The sequence below is a fragment of the Bradyrhizobium sp. CFUWI genome (genome assembly GCF_056429085.1).
Genome location: NZ_JBWJZE010000019.1, coordinates 24,638 through 45,275, shown reverse-complemented (window position 1 = coordinate 45,275; position 20,638 = coordinate 24,638). Strand labels below are relative to the sequence as shown.

The 20,638-nt window shown below is 58.9% G+C and carries 19 protein-coding genes and 3 pseudogenes; 11 read left to right on the top strand and 11 right to left on the bottom strand.

Annotated features, from left to right (window positions below):
- Window positions 1–14 precede the first annotated feature (14 nt).
- Complete coding sequence (locus AC066S_RS30680) at window positions 15–1,664, bottom strand: phospholipase D-like domain-containing protein (RefSeq protein WP_126261710.1); 1,650 nt, start codon at window positions 1,662–1,664, stop codon at window positions 15–17.
- Window positions 1,665–1,893: 229 nt separating this feature from the next.
- Here AC066S_RS30680 and AC066S_RS30675 point away from each other — a divergent pair, with 229 nt between their 5' ends.
- Window positions 1,894–2,703 (top strand): S1/P1 nuclease, encoded by an 810-nt coding sequence (locus tag AC066S_RS30675; protein ID WP_126261709.1) that lies wholly within the window; start codon window positions 1,894–1,896, stop codon window positions 2,701–2,703.
- A gap of 297 nt (window positions 2,704–3,000) precedes the next feature.
- On the opposite strand, the gene AC066S_RS30670 is transcribed toward AC066S_RS30675, so the two are convergent.
- Complete coding sequence (locus AC066S_RS30670; RefSeq protein ID WP_126261708.1) at window positions 3,001–3,756, bottom strand: hypothetical protein; 756 nt, start codon at window positions 3,754–3,756, stop codon at window positions 3,001–3,003.
- A 382-nt stretch (window positions 3,757–4,138) separates the two neighbouring features.
- Here AC066S_RS30670 and AC066S_RS30665 point away from each other — a divergent pair.
- The 5 genes and pseudogenes from AC066S_RS30665 to AC066S_RS30645 all read left to right on the top strand — a co-directional run.
- Window positions 4,139–4,285, top strand: a pseudogene (locus tag AC066S_RS30665) (IS5/IS1182 family transposase); the annotation flags it as partial.
- 400 nt (window positions 4,286–4,685) lie between these two features.
- Window positions 4,686–4,886, top strand: coding sequence for a hypothetical protein (locus tag AC066S_RS30660; protein WP_478271377.1), 201 nt, complete (start codon window positions 4,686–4,688; stop codon window positions 4,884–4,886).
- Complete coding sequence (locus AC066S_RS30655; RefSeq protein ID WP_126261706.1) at window positions 4,883–5,092, top strand: response regulator transcription factor KdpE; 210 nt, start codon at window positions 4,883–4,885, stop codon at window positions 5,090–5,092. The genes AC066S_RS30660 and AC066S_RS30655 overlap by 4 nt, the downstream gene beginning before the upstream one ends.
- Window positions 5,092–5,775: a DNA methyltransferase gene (locus tag AC066S_RS30650; protein WP_126261705.1), complete on the top strand. Its 684-nt coding sequence runs from the start codon at window positions 5,092–5,094 to the stop codon at window positions 5,773–5,775. The genes AC066S_RS30655 and AC066S_RS30650 overlap by 1 nt, the downstream gene beginning before the upstream one ends.
- Window positions 5,776–5,891: 116 nt before the next feature.
- Window positions 5,892–7,238: a hypothetical protein gene (locus tag AC066S_RS30645; RefSeq protein ID WP_126261704.1), complete on the top strand. Its 1,347-nt coding sequence runs from the start codon at window positions 5,892–5,894 to the stop codon at window positions 7,236–7,238.
- Here the strand turns inward: AC066S_RS30645 and AC066S_RS30640 are convergent.
- The 4 genes from AC066S_RS30640 to AC066S_RS30625 all read right to left on the bottom strand — a co-directional run bounded on the left by AC066S_RS30640 (window position 7,235) and on the right by AC066S_RS30625 (window position 9,883).
- Entirely contained in the window at window positions 7,235–7,945 is a 711-nt protein-coding gene (locus tag AC066S_RS30640) for a type IV secretory system conjugative DNA transfer family protein (protein ID WP_164719087.1), read from the bottom strand. The two genes, AC066S_RS30645 and AC066S_RS30640, sit on opposite strands and share 4 nt — an antisense overlap.
- A complete protein-coding gene (locus AC066S_RS30635; RefSeq protein ID WP_126261702.1) occupies window positions 7,911–8,492 on the bottom strand; it encodes a type IV secretory system conjugative DNA transfer family protein in 582 nt (193 codons plus the stop codon). The genes AC066S_RS30640 and AC066S_RS30635 overlap by 35 nt, the downstream gene beginning before the upstream one ends.
- Window positions 8,493–8,905: 413 nt before the next feature.
- Window positions 8,906–9,457: a hypothetical protein gene (locus tag AC066S_RS30630; protein ID WP_126261701.1), complete on the bottom strand. Its 552-nt coding sequence runs from the start codon at window positions 9,455–9,457 to the stop codon at window positions 8,906–8,908.
- A 27-nt stretch (window positions 9,458–9,484) separates the two neighbouring features.
- A complete protein-coding gene (locus AC066S_RS30625; protein ID WP_126261700.1) occupies window positions 9,485–9,883 on the bottom strand; it encodes a hypothetical protein in 399 nt (132 codons plus the stop codon).
- Window positions 9,884–10,087: 204 nt separating this feature from the next.
- Here AC066S_RS30625 and AC066S_RS30620 point away from each other — a divergent pair.
- Both AC066S_RS30620 and AC066S_RS30615 read left to right on the top strand, forming a co-directional pair.
- Window positions 10,088–10,273, top strand: a pseudogene (locus tag AC066S_RS30620) (DUF3892 domain-containing protein); the annotation flags it as partial.
- Window positions 10,274–10,575: 302 nt separating this feature from the next.
- The gene (locus tag AC066S_RS30615; protein ID WP_126261699.1) at window positions 10,576–10,968 is read left to right on the top strand and encodes an avidin/streptavidin family protein; all 393 of its coding nucleotides are present in this window, start codon (window positions 10,576–10,578) and stop codon (window positions 10,966–10,968) included.
- Window positions 10,969–11,991: 1,023 nt separating this feature from the next.
- On the opposite strand, the gene AC066S_RS30610 is transcribed toward AC066S_RS30615, so the two are convergent.
- The 4 genes from AC066S_RS30610 to AC066S_RS30595 are packed head-to-tail and all read right to left on the bottom strand — an operon-like array spanning window position 11,992 to window position 15,703.
- Entirely contained in the window at window positions 11,992–12,864 is an 873-nt protein-coding gene (locus tag AC066S_RS30610) for an ABC transporter permease (protein ID WP_126261697.1), read from the bottom strand.
- The gene (locus tag AC066S_RS30605; protein ID WP_126261696.1) at window positions 12,857–13,711 is read right to left on the bottom strand and encodes an ABC transporter ATP-binding protein; all 855 of its coding nucleotides are present in this window, start codon (window positions 13,709–13,711) and stop codon (window positions 12,857–12,859) included. Before AC066S_RS30605 ends, AC066S_RS30610 begins: the two co-directional genes overlap by 8 nt.
- Complete coding sequence (locus tag AC066S_RS30600; protein WP_235884834.1) at window positions 13,708–14,742, bottom strand: ABC transporter substrate-binding protein; 1,035 nt, start codon at window positions 14,740–14,742, stop codon at window positions 13,708–13,710. Before AC066S_RS30600 ends, AC066S_RS30605 begins: the two co-directional genes overlap by 4 nt.
- Window positions 14,743–14,773: 31 nt before the next feature.
- A complete protein-coding gene (locus tag AC066S_RS30595) occupies window positions 14,774–15,703 on the bottom strand; it encodes a TauD/TfdA dioxygenase family protein (RefSeq protein WP_126261694.1) in 930 nt (309 codons plus the stop codon).
- Window positions 15,704–15,963: 260 nt separating this feature from the next.
- On the opposite strand from AC066S_RS30595, the gene AC066S_RS30590 reads away from it, so the two are divergent.
- From AC066S_RS30590 to AC066S_RS30580, 3 genes and pseudogenes are all read left to right on the top strand, one after another.
- The gene (locus AC066S_RS30590; protein ID WP_164719086.1) at window positions 15,964–16,104 is read left to right on the top strand and encodes a hypothetical protein; all 141 of its coding nucleotides are present in this window, start codon (window positions 15,964–15,966) and stop codon (window positions 16,102–16,104) included.
- A 254-nt stretch (window positions 16,105–16,358) separates the two neighbouring features.
- Window positions 16,359–17,391, top strand: a pseudogene (locus tag AC066S_RS30585) (NtaA/DmoA family FMN-dependent monooxygenase); the annotation flags it as partial.
- 989 nt (window positions 17,392–18,380) lie between these two features.
- On the top strand, window positions 18,381–18,932 hold the full coding sequence (locus AC066S_RS30580) for a hypothetical protein (RefSeq protein WP_235884835.1): 552 nt from the start codon (window positions 18,381–18,383) through the stop codon (window positions 18,930–18,932).
- Window positions 18,933–18,936: 4 nt separating this feature from the next.
- Here the strand turns inward: AC066S_RS30580 and AC066S_RS30575 are convergent, their stop codons facing one another.
- Entirely contained in the window at window positions 18,937–20,616 is a 1,680-nt protein-coding gene (locus AC066S_RS30575) for a phosphoenolpyruvate hydrolase family protein (protein ID WP_235884836.1), read from the bottom strand.
- Window positions 20,617–20,638 lie beyond the last annotated feature (22 nt).

The window sequence follows — 20,638 nt, the reverse complement described above, 5'->3', positions numbered from 1 at the left end:
CCCCACAGTGTTGGCTAGTCCGACGTCCGGGCGAAGAACCTTCGACGGATGGAACGTTCGGTGTTGCCAAAGTAGTCGCGCCACCAGTCACCGGTCTCAAGCGGTTTCGGCGGCGTCTTGCGCCACTTGAGCGACTCCCGGAAGGTGTGGTGCGTGTACAGCCGCATGAACTCTCCGAGATAGATGTCGGCCACGCGCGTATTGCCCCGGATCACCAGCATGTTCTCGTCGTTGTCCGTCGTGGAGGCGTCGCTGAAGTTGGCAGAACCCGCGACCACGATGGGATCGTCGGTCAAAGGATCGACGAGCATGAACTTGTTGTGCACGTAGCGAACGTTGGTGTTGAGGCCGGTCAGCCGCTCCTTCACCCAGCCATCGTATTTGTTGGAACGGATGAAATCGCCGATGGCGAACGTGTTCTCCGGCATCGCCCTCAGCGCCTGGATGTCCTTCAGCTCCTTGGTTTTCTCGGGGCCATCCTTCATAGGCCGCGTGGCTTTCTCCAGCAACGCGAGCCTGAACTGAGCATTGTTCTCGCGGTAAACCTCCTTCCAGATCTTGTTCATGCCGAAGGCAAAGGTCATCATGAGCCCTTCCTTTGCCCCTTTTGCCAGTGTGGCATACCACTGAAGCGCCGCCAGGTCGTTTCGGGGACTGAACACAGGCGTCACGCCCTTGGGCAGTTTTCCCTTCGGAAGCGGGGTCATCAACTCGACCTCGTTCCGCTCGGCCGGCGTTTCCGGGTCTTTCGCCAGCAACTCCCAATACTCCAGGAATTTGGCCGCGACGTCCTTGTCCTCGACCAGGTGGCCTACGTTCGAATGGCCGAAGATGCCGCCGTCCGAGAAATTGGTGCCGCCGGTCCACACAGAGACCGGCTTCTTGTTGTGCATCCGCACCATGAACTTGTTGTGCGAGATGTATGACTTGCCCTCGGTGCGCGGGATGCAGAACGAACCTATCCCTGCCGTCTTGATCGCTTGCTGGTTCTTCCTGCCGGGCTTTGCTCCCCGCTTGTCGTAAACCACCTTGACGTCGACCCCGCGCTTCTTCGCGGCCTTAAGAAGCTTGAGGAAGTCGGGGTAGTGGAATTCGTATGCTGCGATGCGAAGTCCGTCGCCCTTCTTGCAGGAATTGACGAACGCCTCAATTGCCTCGTACAGCCCGCGGGACAGCCAAATCCAGGCCTGCCCATTGGGGACGTTCTTGGGACTTTTGTCGCCGAACCTCGCGACATAGGCCTGGGAGCCGGCAACGCCCCGGTTGAAGTAAACGTCCTCGTCGCCGCCCTCGGGGCTTTCGGTGGAGATGTCGACGCTGACCTCCCGGAAGACCTCAAGATCCTTCGGGTCTCCCTTCAGTGCCGACACAGTGTAGGTATAGTCGTGGCCTGGCTCCGCCGTGTAGTCAGCCCACTGGAAGCTCTGAATGGGATGCTGCCGCGTCGAGTAGTGCGCCGGGGCCGGGAAGCCGGGGTCGGTCTCTGCAAACGCCTTCATGCCGGTCATATATCCGGCCTCTTCGGATGTCTGATCTACGCGGTGTATCGCGAAGCCGCGCAGCCCGGTGCACGACTGCTTCGGCAGGTTGATACCCAGCATGACGACGTAGGTGCCCGAAACGGCGTTGACCTTCAGGCCGTTCCTCGTCCTGTTCTCTCTCATGGATGCCCCTGAAATCGCTGAATGAAAATGACCGGGCGGATGACGAGAGTCCGCCCGCAAAAGGGCAGCCTCCCCAGATCTCCTTCCCGATCCCTATTGATGCACACTCTGAGCCGGCGTTCAACTTTACGTTGCTCGGAAGCCTGTCATTTCTCAGCCGCGAGCTTCTTCTCTACCGCAACTTGGGGTGATAAGCTCCAGCCATATTGTCTTGGCGTGAGGTAGCCGCATGCGCCGTTTTTATTTAGCCGCTGTTCTCCTTCTCGCTTTCTGCACCAGCGCCTCGGCATGGGGCGACGAAGGCCACAAGATCGTCTGCGAGATTGCCTACCGGCTCGCTCAGCCGGATACGCGCGCAGCCATACGCAAGCTGATCCAGGCGGACCAAAGGTTCGACACGTTCGCCGACTCCTGCGTGTTTCCCGACCATCCGCGCATTCGCCGATCGGAGCACTTCATCAATCTGCCCCGCGACGCGCGGGGGGTAACAGGGGACACCTGCCCGAACGCTCCGGAATGTGTGCTCACGGCCATCCTCAACGACTCGAAGATTGTGAACTCGAAGCACGCCAAGCGGGCCGACAGGCTTATTGCGCTCAAGTCGCTTGGACACTGGGTTGGCGACATACATCAGCCTCTCCACGTGTCCTTTGAGGACGACCGGGGAGGAAACAATATCAGGGTGAAGGGCGAGTGCTCGGGCAATCTGCACGGCGCCTGGGACAGCTGTCTTGTGAATCATGCAGTCGGGCCCGATGTCGATGAAGCGGCTTCAGACCTCATCGATGCGATCACTCCTGCGATGAAGACCAAGTGGACTTCGTCGGACCCGAGCGATTGGGCCAACGAGTCTTTTGCTATCTCGGAAGCCGCGAAGACGGGCTATTGCGTGATGCACGGCTCCTACTGCGACCAGCCCGAGGGCAGCGTGACCGTCAACACCGAATATCTCGCCGCAAACGAACCTATCGTGAGGGAGCAGCTTCAGAAGGCGGGCGTTCGGCTCGCGAATTTGCTCGACAGTATCTTTGCCGAGTAGGCCCGCTCTTCAATACGGAAGCACCACCAGCGGTATCGCACAATTGCGTGGGCCGTATCGACCATACGCGGCCCGTCGGATGGCTTTTTTCTTTTTTATATAGAACTGGCGTAGATATCTGAGAAATGCATGGGTGCCGGCATTTTCAACCGGCACCCCGCAACACTTGTACTTTTTAGGCCGTGAACCCATAAATCTGCCAGCGCACGGCTTGCCAGAGTCCGCTATGCCTCGATAGCGACTAAATTCTCCAGCGCAGCTAAATGACGCGAAGGGCCAATAGCGGCCCTTTCCTTTTCAGTCCGGTAGAAGAACTGCAGCTTGATCGGTGAGTTCGGTGCTGGGAGCTGGCTTACTCGAGCGTGCGAAAATGATCCGAGACATAATCGGTATTTCGGCTTCGGCTCTACCGTCTTGGCCGATTAGGATCAATCCGGCACCGCCATTCGCCACATTTAGAATAACCGGCTCGCCGCTCCACGTCTTGATCGGATCCATTCCGATGATGAGAAACTCACCAATCGGCTGGTCGAAATATTGAATGCGCAATTGCGGCCCGACTTCGGCTGCTGCAAGTTCAAAGCCCAAGTTTCGAGCGCGCGTGTAAACGTCAGCCAAGGTCGCAGTATCGGACGTGAACCCAAGCTGCGCTGGTGATACGAGTGCAAGCTCGATGTTCGTCTTGCGAGTGGCAATGAGAAACGTCGGCCGAGCGAAAACTTCTGCGGCTTGCCCACCGACACTGCAGCCTATCCGGTCGAGCTCGTTGCGAAGCTTCAGTGAATCAGCAAAAGTGCCTATTGCAACCCTTCTCCACGTCACAACATCGCGCTCGGACTTAATGAGTTGTTGAGACGCTTCGGCAGGGCGCATCTTGAGCTTCAGCTGTCTTTCTAAAACGTCGCGAGCCGCGCACTGAGCTTGCGCCGCACAGGTCGCTAAGTGAGCGATGCCAGCTGCAACTATCAAGACAAGGAGGTAGTGGCTGGCCCGATTCGCGCTAAGATGACGATCAATCGCGTTTAATTGCGCACTGGTTGTCAAAAGAGACATGGGGAAATCCTTTTTCAATCAAGCTTGATAGAAAAAGGCCCGCCTCCGAGTCTGGGGAAGAACGGAGGGAAATGACGTCCAATAAACATTTCCCGGCCGACTTAAAAATGCGTCCGGAGGCGGGGCCTATGGCTGAAGTATTCCCATTTTCAAAACGCAGGCGGCAGTCCGTAAGCCTGATTACCCGCCCGCCATCAAAACCGAAAAAGGCATGATGCGGCTAAAGCATAGCAGCATGGTTGGGTCGGCTCAATAGTGAAGTCTGCTGCGGGTCATTCGCGACTGGGGCGAGCCGGGAACGAGTAAGGTCACCTCCGTTGCGCCGTCGAAAGCGGAAGTCAATTCAGAGCATTAGCGACATGGTGACGGGGGCATTGCCGCACGCAATTTGATCGAACGGTTCTTCAACAAGATCAAGCAATGTCGGCGTATCGCGACCCGATACGACAAACTCGCAGCGAACTATCTTGCGTTCGTCAAACTCGCATCAATCCGAATTTGGCTGAGTGCTAATGAGTCCGCGCCCTAGTCGGGGTTCTCTTCACCTAAAACTCTTCACCCTATTGGCCGATCATTCTGCCGCCAGGTGGGGTAACGCCAGGGCCATCGGAGCAATGCCTTTCGTCAAAGTGTTTTTCCACACTATCGCACTGGACCTCAGCGGCTCCTTCGTAAACGACCACTAATCTGTAATGTGGCGCGGTTCTCCTGCGTCACGCCCACTCTCCCGTTGCGCGTCTGTCCCCAATACACGGCCAGGAGGACGGGGAAACTGGAGCCGAGGCGCGTACGCGCAAGGCATCCAACCGTATCCCTGAAGGGTCCCTCGGCCGGACCCTCCGTTGCGCGCCCGCTATCTCCTCGTCTCCCGAAATTTCCCGTCCGGCCGCGATTGGCGCAGCCGGCAAAACCAAACGGGAGATAACCAAATGAAACGCGATGAAAAGACCCAGCGCCCCCACAGTGTCTTTGTGGTCGAGGGCGAAGGCGACAAGGCCTTCTGGACCAAAATCGGCGCAGCCTGGGCGCACGAAGACGGCAAGGGCTTCAACATCCAGCTCAGCTGCCTGCCCTTGAACGGCCGCCTGGTCATTCGCGAACCGAAAGCCGACGCGGAGGCGGGGCGATGAGCCCCGCCGCCACGCGGCGCTTCCTCGTCAAGTGCTTTGATTACGAGGAATGGGGCGTCATCGTCGAGGCCACGAGCCGCGAGGACGCCATCCGCAAGGGCGAGGCCATCTATCTCACCGACAGTCTCGGCTCGATAGACGGTTTTGAGCTCATCCGCAGTGAATCTCACTGGAGCGCGCAGCCGTTGATCCAGGAGGTGTGCTAATGAGCGTCCTCCCCACTCACCTGATACGCCACACCGTGCTTCACGGTGATTGCGTGGAGGTCATGCAACGCATGACCTCCGGGTCGGTGGATTTCATCCTCACCGACCCGCCGTACTTGTGCCGGTACAAGTCGCGCATAGGCCAGACCATTGCGAATGACGATCGCGATGGATGGGTGGGGCCAGCGTTTGCCGAGATGTACCGACTGCTCAAGCCCGACGCCTTCTGCGTCAGCTTCTACGGCTGGAACGCTGTCGACAAGTTCGTCGCCGCCTGGCGCACGACGGGATTTCATCTGGTTGGCCACATCGTCTTCAGGAAGCGCTACGCTTCGGCCACGGGTTACACCGAAAGCCGACACGAGCAGGCCTACCTGCTCGCCAAGGGGCGGCCGGAGCTGTCTGGCTCACCGGTGCCAGACGTCATGGACTGGGAGTACACCGGCAATCGCCTGCATCCAACTCAAAAGCCCATCAATGTCTTACGCCCGCTTATTGAAGCGTTCTGTCCGCCCGACGGGCAGGTGCTCGACCCGTTCTGCGGGTCGGGATCGACGCTGGTGGCGGCGCGGCTTGCCGGACGTTGTTGCGTCGGTATTGAGCTGGAGACCACGCACTGCCATACGGCTGAGCTGCGGTTGAATTCGCAGCTTCATGCGGGTGCCCGTAAGCTGGCTGGCTAATGCCGCGGGCGCCGGCCTACCGCCGCAGGCGGTAGGCCGAGTTTTTTGCCGAGGCCGGCGCTTGACCACACGCCATGTGCTCGTGGAAAGTGTGCGTGGGCTGATGGGGCTCTGCAATGAAGTTTATTGTCGAATTATCGCATTACGAAAAACAAGCTTTACAAGTGGCCCAACGCAGCGTGCTGGAAGGCTGGGCGACGAGAAAGCTACTTCCCGGAGAATGCGAGACGGGTCGGCTGCCTTCAGAACTGGCAGGACTTCCTCAAGGGCTAATAGGCGACCTGGAATCCTTCAACCCGGCAAGACACCGGGACGCGCTCCGTGACCGCGCACTTAAGGCCTATATCCTTACCGAAGGGCGAAGGAATGCCGCCCTTCGATCGATCTACTATTTTCGCACGAAGTTCGGTGCGGATGAGAAACTTACGTTCAGCAAGGTTGCCGCCGTGATTGACGCCGACTGGCAGCAATGGTGTAGGCCGCAATCGTTTTCCAATACGGAGCCAGGCAAGGTGCTCCGCCGCGAACTTCTGCCAGGCATCGGGGACGATACGACGCGTCTTTGGCTGGCCAGGTTCTGCTGGCTCTTCTTGATAGCACTGGGCCGCCAAATGGCGACATACGACCCGATCGATCTTAACGACAATAGATTGCGGGACACATTGCTGATGACGCTTATCGAATATTGTTCCGCACTTACAGATGACGACCTTGCGCGAACAGTCGACGACATCGGACGCATCGTAGATTGCAGGGAGCCGGCGTCAATTTGGCCATATACCGATATCCTCTACCGCCCGGGTTGGAAGGAAAGAGCGCTGGCCGCGCAGTGGAAGGTTAAAGAACATGCCGCTCGGCAAGCTGCCGTTGCTGCTGAACAGGCCACCCTTGCTGCCGAGAAGGAACGTGCCGCCGCCGCTGAAGCGGCGAAGCTAGTGGCGTACCAAAGGCGGCTGGCCGAGGAGTATTGTAAGTTTGAAATCGAAGAAGAATGTATCGACATACAACCTCGCGACTACCCGAAGTTAGAAAGAGGCGGAGGTGCGAGGTTGCTGACCAATATGCAGGTTGCGTTTAAACAGGCACGAAGGGTCCGAATTCGAATGATATGGAAGGACCGAGAGTTTTCTGCTGTTCGGTCTTTCGCATCCATGAGCGCGAAGCATCTCGCGTGCCTGAAGATTGCTCTCTGGGGTAACAGGGCAGGCATCTCGAGTCCAACCGCAGATTACCTCTTCTGGCTCCTCAATTGTGACGGTCGGGTGCAAGTCAGAGGTAGCGACTGGGCTTGCGATAACTACATGGAATATCAGGAGGGACGCGAAGTCGATTTGGAAAAAGAATGGTCGCACTACCTCGACTTACTGGATAAGTGGATTGATGATGAGGGGCCTAGGGGCGAACTCATCAGATGGTTTGTGGAAGATCGAGACAGCGATAACGGCTGGGCCACGTCTCGCTAATCATTTTCGATGGAAACGCTTTTGCGTTGGTCTGTTAGTCGCCCCTTGAGGCGATGATCTTCATAAGCCTTCATGGCCTGCAGCCGCGCCGGACGGCGTCCGCCCTCCAGGACAATTACTTTATCCACGTATTCAGGCCCCATCAGTTCCTGGGCCGTGGCCAACGGCTTCATTGTGCCCGTCAGCAGGTCGCGTCTCGCTCCTAGCTCCTTCGAAAGTTCGTGTGCTGTTGTAGCAGTCGGCTCCATGAAGCATCGCACAGCCATCAACTCCAGAATTCGCTCCGCGTCGCCGTAAGCTTTCTGCAATTGTGATCTACCCTGCGCGAAGAGCCAAAGTCGCAGGCCGGACTGGCGGCCGAGCGCGAGCATCTGCTCAATCTCCTGCATGTAGCCTAGTTGGGGGAACTCATCGAGGAAGAAGGTAACGGGCGCCAGGTCCCACTGATCGCGAGCCTCACGTATGGAGTAGAAAATGTGGCCAAGCAGGGTTCGAATGAGGGAGCGATACATCACCAGCTCTTCTGTAGTGACGCAGAGGTACAGTGTGCCGTTGTTCCGCCTGAAATTGTCAAAATTAATCGTCGTATCCGAAACCACCGGCTCAAGTTGAGGAGCCCCCCAAACGTCCACATGCCGGAGTACCGTCTCAAACAGGTTCGAGCGGGTCTCTTCATCGGCACCGGCGAGCTGGTTGCCGATGCGCATTAGACTTCTGACGCCGGAACGCTTCAGACTCAATCCGTAGCTTGAGCTGTTCTGGTGACGCCGAGAACCAGTCCACCACCGCTGACATGTCTCGTCTGCCATCAAACCCGCGGAGACAAATGTCATAGAGGGCACCTTGAAGGAGCTGGGCCGCCCGGCCCTCCCAGAAGCTTTTTGCCGATTGGGAATCTGTCGGTACCATGAGCAGTGGCAAAAGGCGCCCAATGGCGGTGTAAGCGGCTATTGGGTCATTGGGGACGGCATCCAGCGGGTTAAAGCTCTCTGATCTTGCCGCGTTGCCGGGCATGAACACCTGTACCGGGCCTACGTTCTGGCTCCGCCAATCGCTGGTCAGATCGGCTATCTCCGGCTTGACATCCAGGACGATGGCGGGCGCTTCCAACTGCAGGAGGTTCCTGACTACATGGGCCTGCGTTTTGCCGCGCCCCGGCCGGGCGATCGTGATCAGGCTTTCTGCGCCATCGAAGATGTATTCCTGACCGGTCTCCTTGAATACGCCGAGCGTCAAAGGCGCCTTGCCCACCATGTCCTCTGCCCCATGTCCCGCGCCGCCGGGCGCGTTCTTCGCGGCTCGCCACTAGCCTCTAGCGGTCGGTCCGCCAGCGTACCCTACCCGGCCGCGCCGCGTCGCGCCATTCCGTCGCGCCGGCGCTTCGGCTTGAGCGTGGCAGCGCCATTCGGCGGTTTGGAAATGTGCTGGGGGAGCCGGGACATCTGCGAAAGTGTCGCGGTCCGTGGGCCCCCGAGGCGCTTGCCAACCGAATAGCCGAGGTTAAACTTTCGGTAGTGCGCACTTATGGGTTTGCAGGCAAACCCGCGCCCGTACCCGAGGTGTTGATGGCGATTTACAGCCTGCATCACAGCTCGATTGGCAAGTCCACCCAGGACGAGCCCTACACCGCCGCTGCGCACATCCGGTACATCACCCGCACCCGCGCCCTAGGCCGCATTGACGGGGAGCGCATGCCGACTCAGGCCTTTGCAGGTGTAGAGATAGAGATCGACCCTACTCCAAAACCAGGCCAGATCGTCGCCCATATTCAATGTGACGATGGTCTGATCGGGCTCGAGCAGATGCTTCTTGACTAAGGCGTCCGATTCCGTCGCGCGGTGGGTGACGACGTCTTGCCGCTTAAAAAGATAGGTCTCGTCTCCGTAGTCGATGCCCGCGAAATAGCGCACATCATCGACAAACGGCGCGCGCACGCCAACATCGACCCGCTGGTTGGTGGGCAAGAAGTTCGTGGCCAGGACGATTGGGGAGCCTACAGGATTGCGACCAAATCGAAGTTCTACAGCGAACTCTCCGGGCTTGACACATTGCTTCTGCGGATCGCTCGGCGCGATCTGAGGGGCGTTAGCGCCCGCTGACTGCGCAGGGCTCTGTCCGTCACCCTGTGCCGGCTGAGCCTGCTGCCCTCTCGCCGGCGCAGAGAGAAACAGAACCGTTAGCGCCGCGACGTAAACAGCAAGGATACGGGATTGAGCCATTTATTTTCACCGGCAAGCAAAACATCATCATTTACCGGTGATTGTAGAAGCCGCGCAAGCCAACTTACATGTTTCAGCTTCTTTCTCCCCGACTAAAGCCATCAATTGTCGCCGCTGAATGTCTAGAGCTCTAGCCGCAAGCTCAGGAATTCTGTCGATGGAGTCGAGTAAAGGCCTCACCATAGCTTCGACACTAGCGGGCACGACTGGCGCCGCACATTGCTGATCGCGGTAAGCAATAGCCTCCCGTGCTGCGTAATACCAGTTCGATAGTGATTCGCGGCGACCAGTAGAGATTTTTTGCCGAATATCTGCATCGCGTTGTGTTATCGATGCAAATCGGATCACGCAGTACTGAAAGCATTGCGTGGCACCCCAGCCGCCATCGTTCTCGGTATTGCCGCTGGCACCTGAATTGACGATCAAGGACGTGCGCGACGCATTCGCAGGAGCTCCGGTAAGCCCCTCACGTACCGACACAGGGCTTGATCGCGCCGAATATATTCTTGGTTGGAAGGAAACTAAGACTATGGCGACTTACCGTGTTGATTGTGTTCGCAAGCCGAACCGCATGAGCCAGCATGAACACATCACGGAGGTGGTGGACCCAAGCCCGAAGGAGGACGATGGCGGGACAAGGTGGAGAACGTCGTCCATTCTATCGAGAACAAGTACCATCGGTTCTATACGCAAACCGGCAATTCGACGGCCTGGGTTGCCGTGCGAAAAAGCCCCTCGGGACGTAAATTCATTCAGACTTATGCCGATAGGGTCTGGAACGACAATCTTCTCGCCCTCGACGACTGTTCGGCCTAACTCAGCCGCAGTATAGACACGCAATCGATGCCTTGACGAAAAGTCCGGGCCAAAGTCGCTCTCCAACTCGCGATCAAAACTCATTCGGCGCAAACGTCAACGAGCCGAGTAGCGGGGCAGTCATCGCCAGAAACCATGTGGCAAGTAAGAGTGTGGGACTCAACTGAGCCCTGCGCCGCGATCCAGCGTGAGTTGGGGCATGCGCGCCGCATTCTGTTGTCGAATGCACGATATGAGCCGCGAACGTGACCTCAGGTTGTACCAGACTGCACGGTGTTTCAAGTCTGTTTGGGAGCTTCAATATGAAGAAACTTCTAGGATTTTTGTTGCTCGTTCAATCCGTATTGCTCTCCGCCGAGGCCATGGCGCAAGGGCTTCCTGCCCCCTCTTACTGGAAAAATGAACGCGGCTCTGAACTGTTTGTTTGGTCTACCAATGGCGGGGTACTACAAGGGACCTTCACAAACCATGCCCAAGGTTTCGCCTGCCAGGGCATACCGTATCCTGCATCGGGATCGGTTAGTCCAACCGGCTTGTATTTTGTTGTCACTTTTGCCCAGTGCAATTCCTTCACTCGCTGGGTGGGTACAATCAAGGGATCGCAGATGCCAACGTCATGGACGCTGTTCTACGTTGACAACAAAGGCAAGCCGCGCAAGCTGAAGGGCGCGGATATATTCAGGCGCGTATGGTAGTTTTCCACCCTAAAGCAACGCAGGCGGACGAGAGCTGAACTGCTCTCAGAGGGTCCGCGCTCCGAAGCAGCGCGTCGGGCTCAGTCCGGCGCATGAGCGCCAGTGGCGCGCCGAACGCGGCAAACTTGGGTCTACTCTCATCTCGAAGCAGACGAGCTTGAGCATAAGGTCGATCCGCGCCGACCTATCAGAGCTCAGCGATCGTATTCGGCGGTCCGGCTGCCTTCCGTGAACGCTGGTCTGCTGCAGACCATACATCAGATCACCTGCACAACATTCTTGCTTCCAGCTCTGACATTTCTAGTCGTTCCTGACAGAGCCTCACGAGCGATGTGCTTCAGACGCTCGCGTGCTTTCTCACCTGTATTGGCCGCCTCTAAGATCTTTGCGGCAACGTGAGCGCGAGCGCCGGTCTCATCGCGGGGAAGGCTCGCACAGACCTCATCGAGGACGGATCGTAGAAGCGCAGTTATGGCGGCATCAAGCATTTTCGAGATCTCCCAATGGTGACACAACGATGGACCAGGAGGCTGACGAAAACGCTACAGTCAGATGTCTATTCGAAACTTTGGCACCTTTTCGTTAAACTGAATGAATCAGGTGGACCAGGACAAGGATTGATAAGCCTGTTTGGAGCGAGTTTATTTTCAAAGCCCCCTGGGCAACGCTGCTCGACGTGTGAGATAGGTCCTGCACTTTCTCGGGACATCGTCTTAAGCTCGGAGATTGTCCAACGGCAGGAGGGACAGCCACGATCAGGTAGCCGACTGTACCGCCGATACACAACACCGATCACACGTATATCAGGCACCCCGAACCGCCGGACTGGCGCTCCGCGAAATCCCTGTGGCAAGCATGAATGACATCGGCTGCACGCACCGCTTTTCAGATGCCTGCGGGTCTGCCGTCGAACACCAGCACGACGCGACGGCATCAAGTTCAAATATTCCGGCCGGCGCAGATCTGCCCTCCGCGCTGGCTTGGGGCGATCATGATCGGCCCGAAATCGCGATTGGTGGTGCTTCAGGCTGCTGCCTGTGGCTTCCATCGCATGAGGTGCCGCTCCAGACCTTGAAGCATGGCATTCAACGCGAGGCCGATCACGGTGATGCCCAAGATACCGAAATACATCTGAGGGATCAGGAAGCTGTACTGACTGTTGATGATGAGGTAGCCAAGGCCAGCCTTCGCCCCGACCATCTCGGACGCCACCAAGACCAGCATCGCGGACGCGCTCGCAAGGCGGATGCCGACAAAGATGGTCGGAAGCGCGGCGGGAAGAATAACTTTGCGGAAGAGTTGCTGCGGCGTCGCCCCCATGGTTCGCGCCGATTTGATGAGGAGCGGATCCACCTGCTTTACAGCCGCGACGGTGTTGAGGAGAAGCGGCCAAGCGCAGCTATAGATCACCATGGTGATCTTCGACATCTCGCCGATGCCGAGCAGCAAGATGAACACCGGCAACAGCGCGAGCGGGGCCGTGTTCCGGCAGATCTCGATGAACTGGTTCAGGAGATTGCCGAGGCGCGAATACCAACCGACAGCGAGACCAAGTGGCACGATCAGCACGACTGATATCAGGAAGCCGCTTAAGGCCCGTAGCAGGCTCGCGGAGACATCATCATAGAGCTCTCCAGTTTGCGCTAGCTGCCAACCTGCGGCAATGACCTCCGAGAACGGCGGCAAAAATACTGCGTCGATCAGGCCTAATCTCGGAGCCTCCTCCCATAGCATCAAAAGGCCGATCAACAAGATCGACCGCTGTCCGTAGCCGACTAATGATCGGCTAACCGCAGCAACCCGGCGCAGGAGTAGCGGCGGTGGCGCCCCTGCCCCGGCGCGCTGGCTTTGACGTCCCTGCGTCAGCTCGAGCAACCCCAGCACTTCGCTAGACATAGGCAACCTCCTTCACTTCGCGCATGACACGGTCAGCGCCAGCGCCCGCCTGCTGTGCCTTCTGGACCTCCTCGCGCAGCGAGCTCCACAGTTCATGCCGGATGCGCCCGAACTCCGGCAGAGAACGCACATCCTCGTGCTCACTGCGCAGCCCCTCTGAAACGTCGATAATCCTTTTGATACGCCCCGGACGCGACGTCATCACAGCCACGCGCTGTCCGAGCACAATCGCTTCATCGATCCCATGCGTGATGAACACGATGGTCTTGCCGGTCGCCCGCCAGATCCGTAACAGCTCGCCCTGCAGCGTCTCGCGCGTCTGCGCATCCAATGCAGCAAAGGGCTCATCCATCAGCAGGACCTCGGGATCGTAGGCGAGACTTCGCGCGATGGCGACGCGCTGCTTCATGCCACCGGAGAGCTCGTGGGGGTACCGGTCGGCGAAGCCGGATAGCCCGACCAGGTCGAGGTAATGCAGCGCGCGTTCGCGCCGCTCCTTCGTCTTTAAACCAGCGATGTCGAGCCCAAACTCGACATTCTGTGCGGCCGTACGCCACGGAAACAACGCGTATTGCTGAAACACGATGCCCCGATCGCGCGCAGGCCCCTCGATCACTTTGCCGTCGAGCAGGATCCGTCCGCTGCTCGGCCGGGTGAGGCCGCCGAGCAGGTCCAGCAGGGTCGACTTGCCGCAGCCGCTCGGTCCCACCAGCGCCAGGAATTCGGCGGCACGGACGTCCAGCGTGATGTCATCCAGAGCTGCCAAGCCCTGCGCCGGCCTGCCATCCTTGCCGCGGACAAGGAATTCCTTGCGCACATGCTCGAAGCGGATCTTGGACGTGGTCATCTGGCCTCCGCGGTCTTCCCAGGACGGAAATAGTTGAACGCGTTGGTATAGGTATCTGACGCCTTGATCTGACCCGGCTTGAACAAGCCATCCTCCACAAGCCAGTCGATCCACACCTGGATCTCGGCATCCGAGATCACGCCGCCTTTGGCCGCAACGCCCGTGCTCTTCCAGTATTTGATCGAGGAGCCGTCTTCATTGCGCTTGCGATCTGCGATGATCCGCTCGAACCGCGCCCTCACCTCCTCAGCCGGTGCTGTCTGTGCCCATCCGATGGCGCGGGAGACGCCCTCCACGAGCTTGCGGGATGCTTCGGGATTGTCCTTGATGAACTTCTCCCGCAGCACGTAGGAACCGCCGGTGAATTGGCCGAATAGATCAGTGTCGTTGAAGAGCGCGTGGATTCCGCCGCGCTCCAGAGCTTTGTCGCGCAAGATGCCGCTCAGCGTGCTCACCTCGACCTGTCCCTGACGCAGCGCCTGCTCGCCCGTGACGGGCGGCACCGCGACCAGGGTGACCTGCTTGGCCTCGCTTGCGCTAAGGCCGTTCCGCGCGAGATATTCGCGAAGGACGAACTCCAAGTGGGCGCCCAGCGTATTGACGGCCACCTTCTTGCCAATCAGGTCTCGCGCCGTCTTGATCGGGCTGTCGTCCTTGACGTAGTAGCCTTGGTAAGTGTTGGCGTCCGAGCCGTAGTAGCCGACGACGGCCTTGATCGGTGCCCGCGCCGAGATCAGCTTGAGGATCGCGCCATAGAAGGCGCCCCCGATGTCGATATCGCCGGTCACGACAGCCTGGATATCCTGCGGCCCGCTGATGGTGTTGCCGACCCATTTGAGCTTCAGCGGCGCGAGATAGCCGAGGTCCTCGGCGAGCTCGATGAACGTCACCTGCCCGGCCCAACCCTGGTAGCGGATCTCGGTCTTCTCAAGCGGTGGCTCAGCGAAAGCCGGGGCCATCAGGCCAAGGCTCAATGCACCTGCGAGCAGAAGCCGCGCGGCGTCGTGCCCCGCACGAAGGAATTTGATCATTGCATGCATCCTGGTGGTTGCTCGGATCGGATCAGGCGGCCTTCGCCGCCTGCGGCTTCGATGTCTTGATGCGGGTCACGCTGCGGCGGCCATCGACGCTGAGCGGAACGTCGCCATCGATCGTGGCGCGGCGGACCACCCGGTGCTGATCACCGTAGTCGTTGACCGCATAGTGCTGGGTCGCGCGATTGTCCCAGATCGCGACGTCACCGGCTTTCCAGCTCCATCGCACGGTGTTTTCCGGCGCCGTGATGTGGGACTGGAACAGGTTGAACAACTTCTGCCCGTCATATTTCGGCAGGCCGACGAAACGCTGGACGAAGTTGCCGAGCACCAGCGTCCGCTCGCCGGTCTCCGGATGAACCCGCACCACCGGATGCTCGGTCTCATAGATCGTGCCGGTGAAGACTTCCTCGAAATGCTTCCTGTCCGCCTCACTCGCGCGGGTCCTCACCGCGTAATCATAGGCATTGCTGTGAACCGCCCAAAGCTCCTCAGCGAGCTTGCGCAAGGGGGCCGGTAGATCGAGATACGCCGCCGCGGTGTTCGACCACACTGTGTCGCCGCCGAAGGCCGGAATCACAACGCCTCGCAGCACGGAGATCTTCGGATAAGCATCGACGAACGTCACGTCCGTGTGCCATTGGTCCGCGCGACCGCCGCCGCGCTCCGAATCCAGCTCCAGAATCGATGACGTTCCCTTGGTTGCGCCCACGGTCGGATGCGGCACCAGCTTGCCGAGCCTGACGGCGAAGCGCTCCTGCTCCGCATCATCCAGATGTGCCTGATCGCGGAAGAAGATGACCTTGTGCTCGAGCAGCACCTGATTGATGGCACGAACAACGTCGTCGGGGAGATCCCCTGACAACCTGACGTTCTTGATTTCGGCTCCGAGCCGGGCCGCGCGCTTGACGATGTCCGCACGGGGAATGACGTTGTCGATGATGGTAATATTGCTCATGATTGTGCTCTCGATTGGGATGTCTGAACAAAGCTCCGCCGCGCGCTGGTCGCCCGAGCAACAGCGGAGTTAGGGATGGAGTTATTTTCTGGCTTCGATCCTAGTGGACCGCGATGCGCTCCGGCGGTCGGCGAACAGGCCGCTGTAGCCGATGCGCGGTGATACAGCTCTCCGTCGTCGCGTCTGCACAGCGCAGCGCGTTCAGAGCCGAAGCCGGCTGCAACGCTTTGCGAAGGACGCAGATTTGATCGGATTGCCGCATGATGAACGACCTCGTTTGGACACCGCAGATCGTAAAAGCGATCGCAATCCAGTCAATGAAACGAAATCAGCTTTGTTTTTGCTGCAAGGCAATGATCGCTTCGCCCGTGACCCAACCGCTGAAAGATTTGCAATCGTGACCGCCCGGCCCGCAATTTCGATTGCTTCGCGGACCACAAAATCGGACCGAATGACGCGCGGAAGCACCTCAATCTATGCTGTGTCTCGTGCGCGCGCACGCAGTCGTCTGCGATGGATGGCCATCTCACGCGGTTCGTGCTGGCCCGCCACACAACAAAGCAAATTCATTTCATCGACAGGTTTGTAATCGCCGACGTAGAGTTTTGTTCGGGCGCACGAGACAACGCGGCATCGGATCATTGGCGAGGCAGGCATGAGCAAGCGGCAGCTATCTCTCAATTTTTTCATCTATCCCGACGGCCATCACGAAGCCGCGTGGCGCCATAAGGCTTCGACGACGGATCGCATTCTCGATGTCACCTACTATCAGGAGCTGGCGCAGCGAGCCGAGGCGCACAAATTCGGTGCGGTGTTCTTCGCCGATGCCCCGGCCCTTGCGGACAATGTTCGCTATGCACAATGGTTCCGGCTCGAGCCGATCACGCTTCTGGCGGCAATCGCGTCCGCTACGAAACGAATTGGACTGATCGCGACGGCATCGACGACTTACTCCGAGCCATACAATCTGGCACGTCTGTTTGCCTCACTGGATCACATCAGCGGAGGCCGAGCCGGCTGGAACATCGTCACGACGAGCTCGCCGCAAGCGGCACAGAACTTCGGGCTTCCCGAGCATCCGCCTCATCATGAGCGCTATGAGCGCGCACGCGAGTATCTGGATGTCATCACCAGGCTTTGGGACAGCTGGGAAGACGACGCACTGGTCAACGATCCGGCTTCGGGGATCTTCGCCGATACGGCCAAAATCCACAGCATCGATCACATCGGCAAGCATTTTCGTGTGCGCGGGCCGCTCAACGTCTCCCGGCCCCCACAGGGGCGCCCCGTCTATGTCCAAGCCGGCTCCTCCGAGGATGGACGCGCTTTCGCGGCGCGCTTCGCCGAGGCCATCTTCACGGCACATCAGACGCTGGCGAGCGCGCAACAGTTCTATGCCGACATCAAGCGTCAGGCACGCGCGTTTGATCGCAATCCCGATCAGATCAAGATCCTGCCCGGCATCTCGCCGTTCATCGCCAGTACGCAGCTCGAGGCTGACCGGTTGCCAGGAGGAGTTCAATGCGCTGATCCAGCCCGAATTCTCGCTGACTCAGCTGCGCCAGATGACCGGCCTGGACCTCACCGGCTTCGACCTTGACGGTCCCTTCCCACGCCACCTGATTGACACCAACGGCGCACATGGCGTTGCCAGCCGCTTCAAGCTCGTGATCGGCATCGTCGATCGCATGGCGTCTTAAGGCTCCCTTAAAAGGCTTATTGGCGCCTTATGGCACCGAGAAATATAGCACCCCCTCCCTGCAGTCAACTGCTTGGCGCCTTAAGCTACCGCAAAGCCACATATTGGCGCCTTAAAACGCCAAGCGCTCCCTAGAAAGGCTAAGAGTTTACCGTGTGCACCTTGCGCCTCAACATGGGCCCGCTGATCCGATCCCCGACATGCATCAGATGGGAAACCAATTGACGGCGGCCGCGAGTACATAACAGGAACATCGAAGACTGCCCTTTCAACCGCTCAATGTGGCAAAGCCAGTTCTTTGCTAAAGAGCGGGCGATTTCTGCCCGGCTCAAAAGTGCGGATTGCGTGGATATCCTTATGGACCGGGAACGATATCGGCAATGTCCCCAGGGTTCTCCCCGAGACAGTAAGTCGCCACTCCTCCGCTGACTCGAATACTGCAAAGAAGTTGCGCGATTGAACGATTGCCTCTCCTTGCTCAGCTAGCTGGCGGATCTTTGATGAATTTAGGCTCCGGCATGGTCGCGAGCCGTCCAATTCCGCGACACCAGTTCTCTCGCGCGGCGAAGCGCGGTGCGAGTCAAAAAGAGCCGCTGCCGGAGTTTCCAGCAGCGGCGCCAGTCGGGGAGGAAGCAGACGAGCCGGTCTGCTAGCGGATCCGTAGGGCGCAGATAGCTCGCCCGAATTTTTTACCCGAGACGCTTCATGGCCCTCTTTCACCGCGAGCCGAGCTCGCTCAGTAGCCTGCAGCAAATCGCATCCGGCACTCAGGACCGCGCGAGAGCCCAGTTAAGCAGCCAGGAGGAACGGCGCCAACGACCATTCCTTCCGATAACGATTGACGTCGTGGTCTAGACCTGGATGAAGCGGCGTGTAAGATCGGCGGAAGCATCAATTGGGTAGGGTTGGGTAGAAACCGTGAGAGCCAATGTCTTAGGTCGCCTTGCCGTAAGTCTCTCTTCGTCTCGCGGTGATCAGATGACGATCTATGCGCCGTCACTGCGGACCCTTCCACAAAACGCCATGCTGGTCATGGCCACGCTTCCCGTCATCGACTGGAACGACCGTCTCCTGCGGGACTTGCAAGGGGGGCCCAAAGTGCCCCCTTCCTGCTATGCAGCGATCGTCATGATTGACCCGTTTGCATGCTGGGAAGATCTTGTTGATTTGTTGGAAGGCGCAAGGATGACCGGAGTGACGAACTTTCCGCCTGCCTCCATGATTGAACGGACACCGGCAGGAGTGCCGCTCGATCGCGGTCAGGAACTCGAGCTTCGCCGTATGGAGTGGTTTGCAAGCCGAGGGTTCAAAGTCCTGTTTGTTGCGGCGGACGAGGCAAAGATGACAGTAGCGGAGCAACGCCTAGGCTCGCAGCTGGATGGGTCCGTCTATCTGCGACCCGAGGCGCTTGCGCTGCCGATTGGATCTGACATCGGGCTCGTGAGCCTTGGCTCTCATGGATCGTCGTCGGTACCGAAGTTCTCCCTGGAGCAGGCTGCCACGGCCAAGCAGCCGCTCCGACGGGCATGAGGCCTTATTCGAGGATCCGCAGTTTCTTGATTTTGTTGTAGAGGGTTTTGCGCGAAAGCCCGAGAGAGCGAGCAGTCTTGCCGCGGTGAAGCCGGTTTCTCTTCAGGGCCTCGATAATCCAGTCTCTCTCGGACAGGGAGGCGGCGGGCCGTGCGCCTGAAGTCGGCTCCAACAGCGGCTTTAGCATCTCACCGGTGATGTGAGTTGATGGCAGGGTCACGAGCTGGTTCACGACCTGCCGCAGCTCGCGCAAATTGCCTGGCCAGTCGTGCCCGGCTAGCGCAAGGAAAGCAGAGTTTTCGATTGTGAGCGTCTGGGCGCTGGAATCTCCTTTGGCTTCGACGGTGAAGTGTTGAACGAGTTGCGGCAGATCTTCAAGCCTGTCGGTTAGCGAAGGTAACTGGACATCCAACCCGGTAAAAAGGTCGAGAAGCCGCGCGCACAGAACCGTTTCAAGGCCAGCGCCTCGGGCCACCGTCGCGGTCGCAATGATCCGGGCGTGGGAACGCATGACAGTTACCCCGTTCAGAGGGGTAAACCCGCCTGTCTCCAGGTAATCGGCAAGGCGCTCCTGGCCTTCGCGCGAAAGCTGGTCAACATGCAGCAGCAAGACGGCGCCCTCGTTCGACGCCTCCAGGAGCGACAATTGGCGTCTGCCACTCTCAAGGCGCTCGGCGCCGAACAACGGGCCGAGTGTATCTATCGCCGGACCGGGTCGGCAATGAAACAGCGTCGCCTTGGCGTGCCTGCGGTCGCTGAACGCGTGAACCAGGCTAGCTATTCTACGCTTGCCGGAGCCGGCCTCTCCCCAGATGAGGACTGGGCTTGGGGTTGCGGCAACGCGTTTGGTGATCTCTAGGACGCGCTTCATTGCCGAGGACTGCGCGATCACGCCGTGCCTGAAGCCACTCAACTGCAGCTTCCTTTCGAGCAGATCCACCTTCTCGCGCAACAGGTGGATGGTCTTGAAGCCCGACGTCACCTCGAGGACCGACATCTCCAGAGGCACGCGGTCCAGCGAAGAGCCTCCGATGAACCCCTGGATTCCGGTTTCGCGGCAGATGTCCAGGAGCTCGTCCGGCTTTGTGATCGGGCCGCCCCCAAGCAAGCAGATGGTGCTCTTGTTGACGGATTGAGCAACGCGCGCAACGGCATTCGTACGCGCTGCAAGTTCAGACAGGCTGATCGACGGATCGGACCCGCTTTCAACCGCGCGGTTTAGATTGAAGTTGATGCAAATGGCCTCGGCGCCGGCTTCGACCATTCGACGCGCTTCAGATTGAGTGCGAGTATAGGCAATCGTCATCAGGCCGCGTTTTGCAGCCTTCACAAGGAGCTCGATCTCCCGGGAATAGCCAAGGCCGGACTTCTCGAGCAACGACCTGCGATCATCATCGATGTGTATGACCGAAGGGAAGTTGGTCACGCCAGCAAATCCCCATTTGATGATCCGGTCGAGCCATCGATCCAGATCAAGCTCGGGGTCGAATGTACAGGTGCCGAAGAAGACCGGCAGTTTCGTATTTGGCAGGATCTCGGTCCGTCCGAACCCCGCTACGAACTCGTTACTATTGCGGATTGGAAGAATCGAGGCGGGCGAGGCCCCGCCCATGGCACGAAAACGGCCAGCATTGAGTGCGAGCACGAAATCGGCGCCCGCCCGCTCCGCGGCCCTGGCCGTCATGCCCGATCCGATCCCCGCACCA

Excerpts from the sequence above, each read along its gene's own strand:
- AC066S_RS30680 (WP_126261710.1), bottom strand. The coding sequence starts at position 1,664 with ATGAGAGAGAACAGGACGAGGAACGGCCTGAAGGTCAACGCCGTTTCG.
- AC066S_RS30610 (WP_126261697.1), bottom strand. The coding sequence starts at position 12,864 with ATGTCTAGCGAAGTGCTGGGGTTGCTCGAGCTGACGCAGGGACGTCAA.
- AC066S_RS30605 (WP_126261696.1), bottom strand. The coding sequence starts at position 13,711 with ATGACCACGTCCAAGATCCGCTTCGAGCATGTGCGCAAGGAATTCCTT.
- AC066S_RS30645 (WP_126261704.1), top strand. The coding sequence starts at position 5,892 with ATGAAGTTTATTGTCGAATTATCGCATTACGAAAAACAAGCTTTACAA.
- AC066S_RS30670 (WP_126261708.1), bottom strand. The coding sequence starts at position 3,756 with ATGTCTCTTTTGACAACCAGTGCGCAATTAAACGCGATTGATCGTCAT.
- AC066S_RS30590 (WP_164719086.1), top strand. The coding sequence starts at position 15,964 with ATGATGAACGACCTCGTTTGGACACCGCAGATCGTAAAAGCGATCGCA.
- AC066S_RS30595 (WP_126261694.1), bottom strand. The coding sequence starts at position 15,703 with ATGAGCAATATTACCATCATCGACAACGTCATTCCCCGTGCGGACATC.
- AC066S_RS30600 (WP_235884834.1), bottom strand. The coding sequence starts at position 14,742 with ATGATCAAATTCCTTCGTGCGGGGCACGACGCCGCGCGGCTTCTGCTC.
- AC066S_RS30655 (WP_126261706.1), top strand. The coding sequence starts at position 4,883 with ATGAGCCCCGCCGCCACGCGGCGCTTCCTCGTCAAGTGCTTTGATTAC.
- AC066S_RS30580 (WP_235884835.1), top strand. The coding sequence starts at position 18,381 with ATGACGATCTATGCGCCGTCACTGCGGACCCTTCCACAAAACGCCATG.
- AC066S_RS30640 (WP_164719087.1), bottom strand. The coding sequence starts at position 7,945 with ATGCGCATCGGCAACCAGCTCGCCGGTGCCGATGAAGAGACCCGCTCG.
- AC066S_RS30660 (WP_478271377.1), top strand. The coding sequence starts at position 4,686 with ATGAAACGCGATGAAAAGACCCAGCGCCCCCACAGTGTCTTTGTGGTC.
- AC066S_RS30675 (WP_126261709.1), top strand. The coding sequence starts at position 1,894 with ATGCGCCGTTTTTATTTAGCCGCTGTTCTCCTTCTCGCTTTCTGCACC.
- AC066S_RS30615 (WP_126261699.1), top strand. The coding sequence starts at position 10,576 with ATGAAGAAACTTCTAGGATTTTTGTTGCTCGTTCAATCCGTATTGCTC.
- AC066S_RS30650 (WP_126261705.1), top strand. The coding sequence starts at position 5,092 with ATGAGCGTCCTCCCCACTCACCTGATACGCCACACCGTGCTTCACGGT.
- AC066S_RS30630 (WP_126261701.1), bottom strand. The coding sequence starts at position 9,457 with ATGGCTCAATCCCGTATCCTTGCTGTTTACGTCGCGGCGCTAACGGTT.
- AC066S_RS30575 (WP_235884836.1), bottom strand. The coding sequence starts at position 20,616 with ATGACGGCCAGGGCCGCGGAGCGGGCGGGCGCCGATTTCGTGCTCGCA.
- AC066S_RS30635 (WP_126261702.1), bottom strand. The coding sequence starts at position 8,492 with ATGGTGGGCAAGGCGCCTTTGACGCTCGGCGTATTCAAGGAGACCGGT.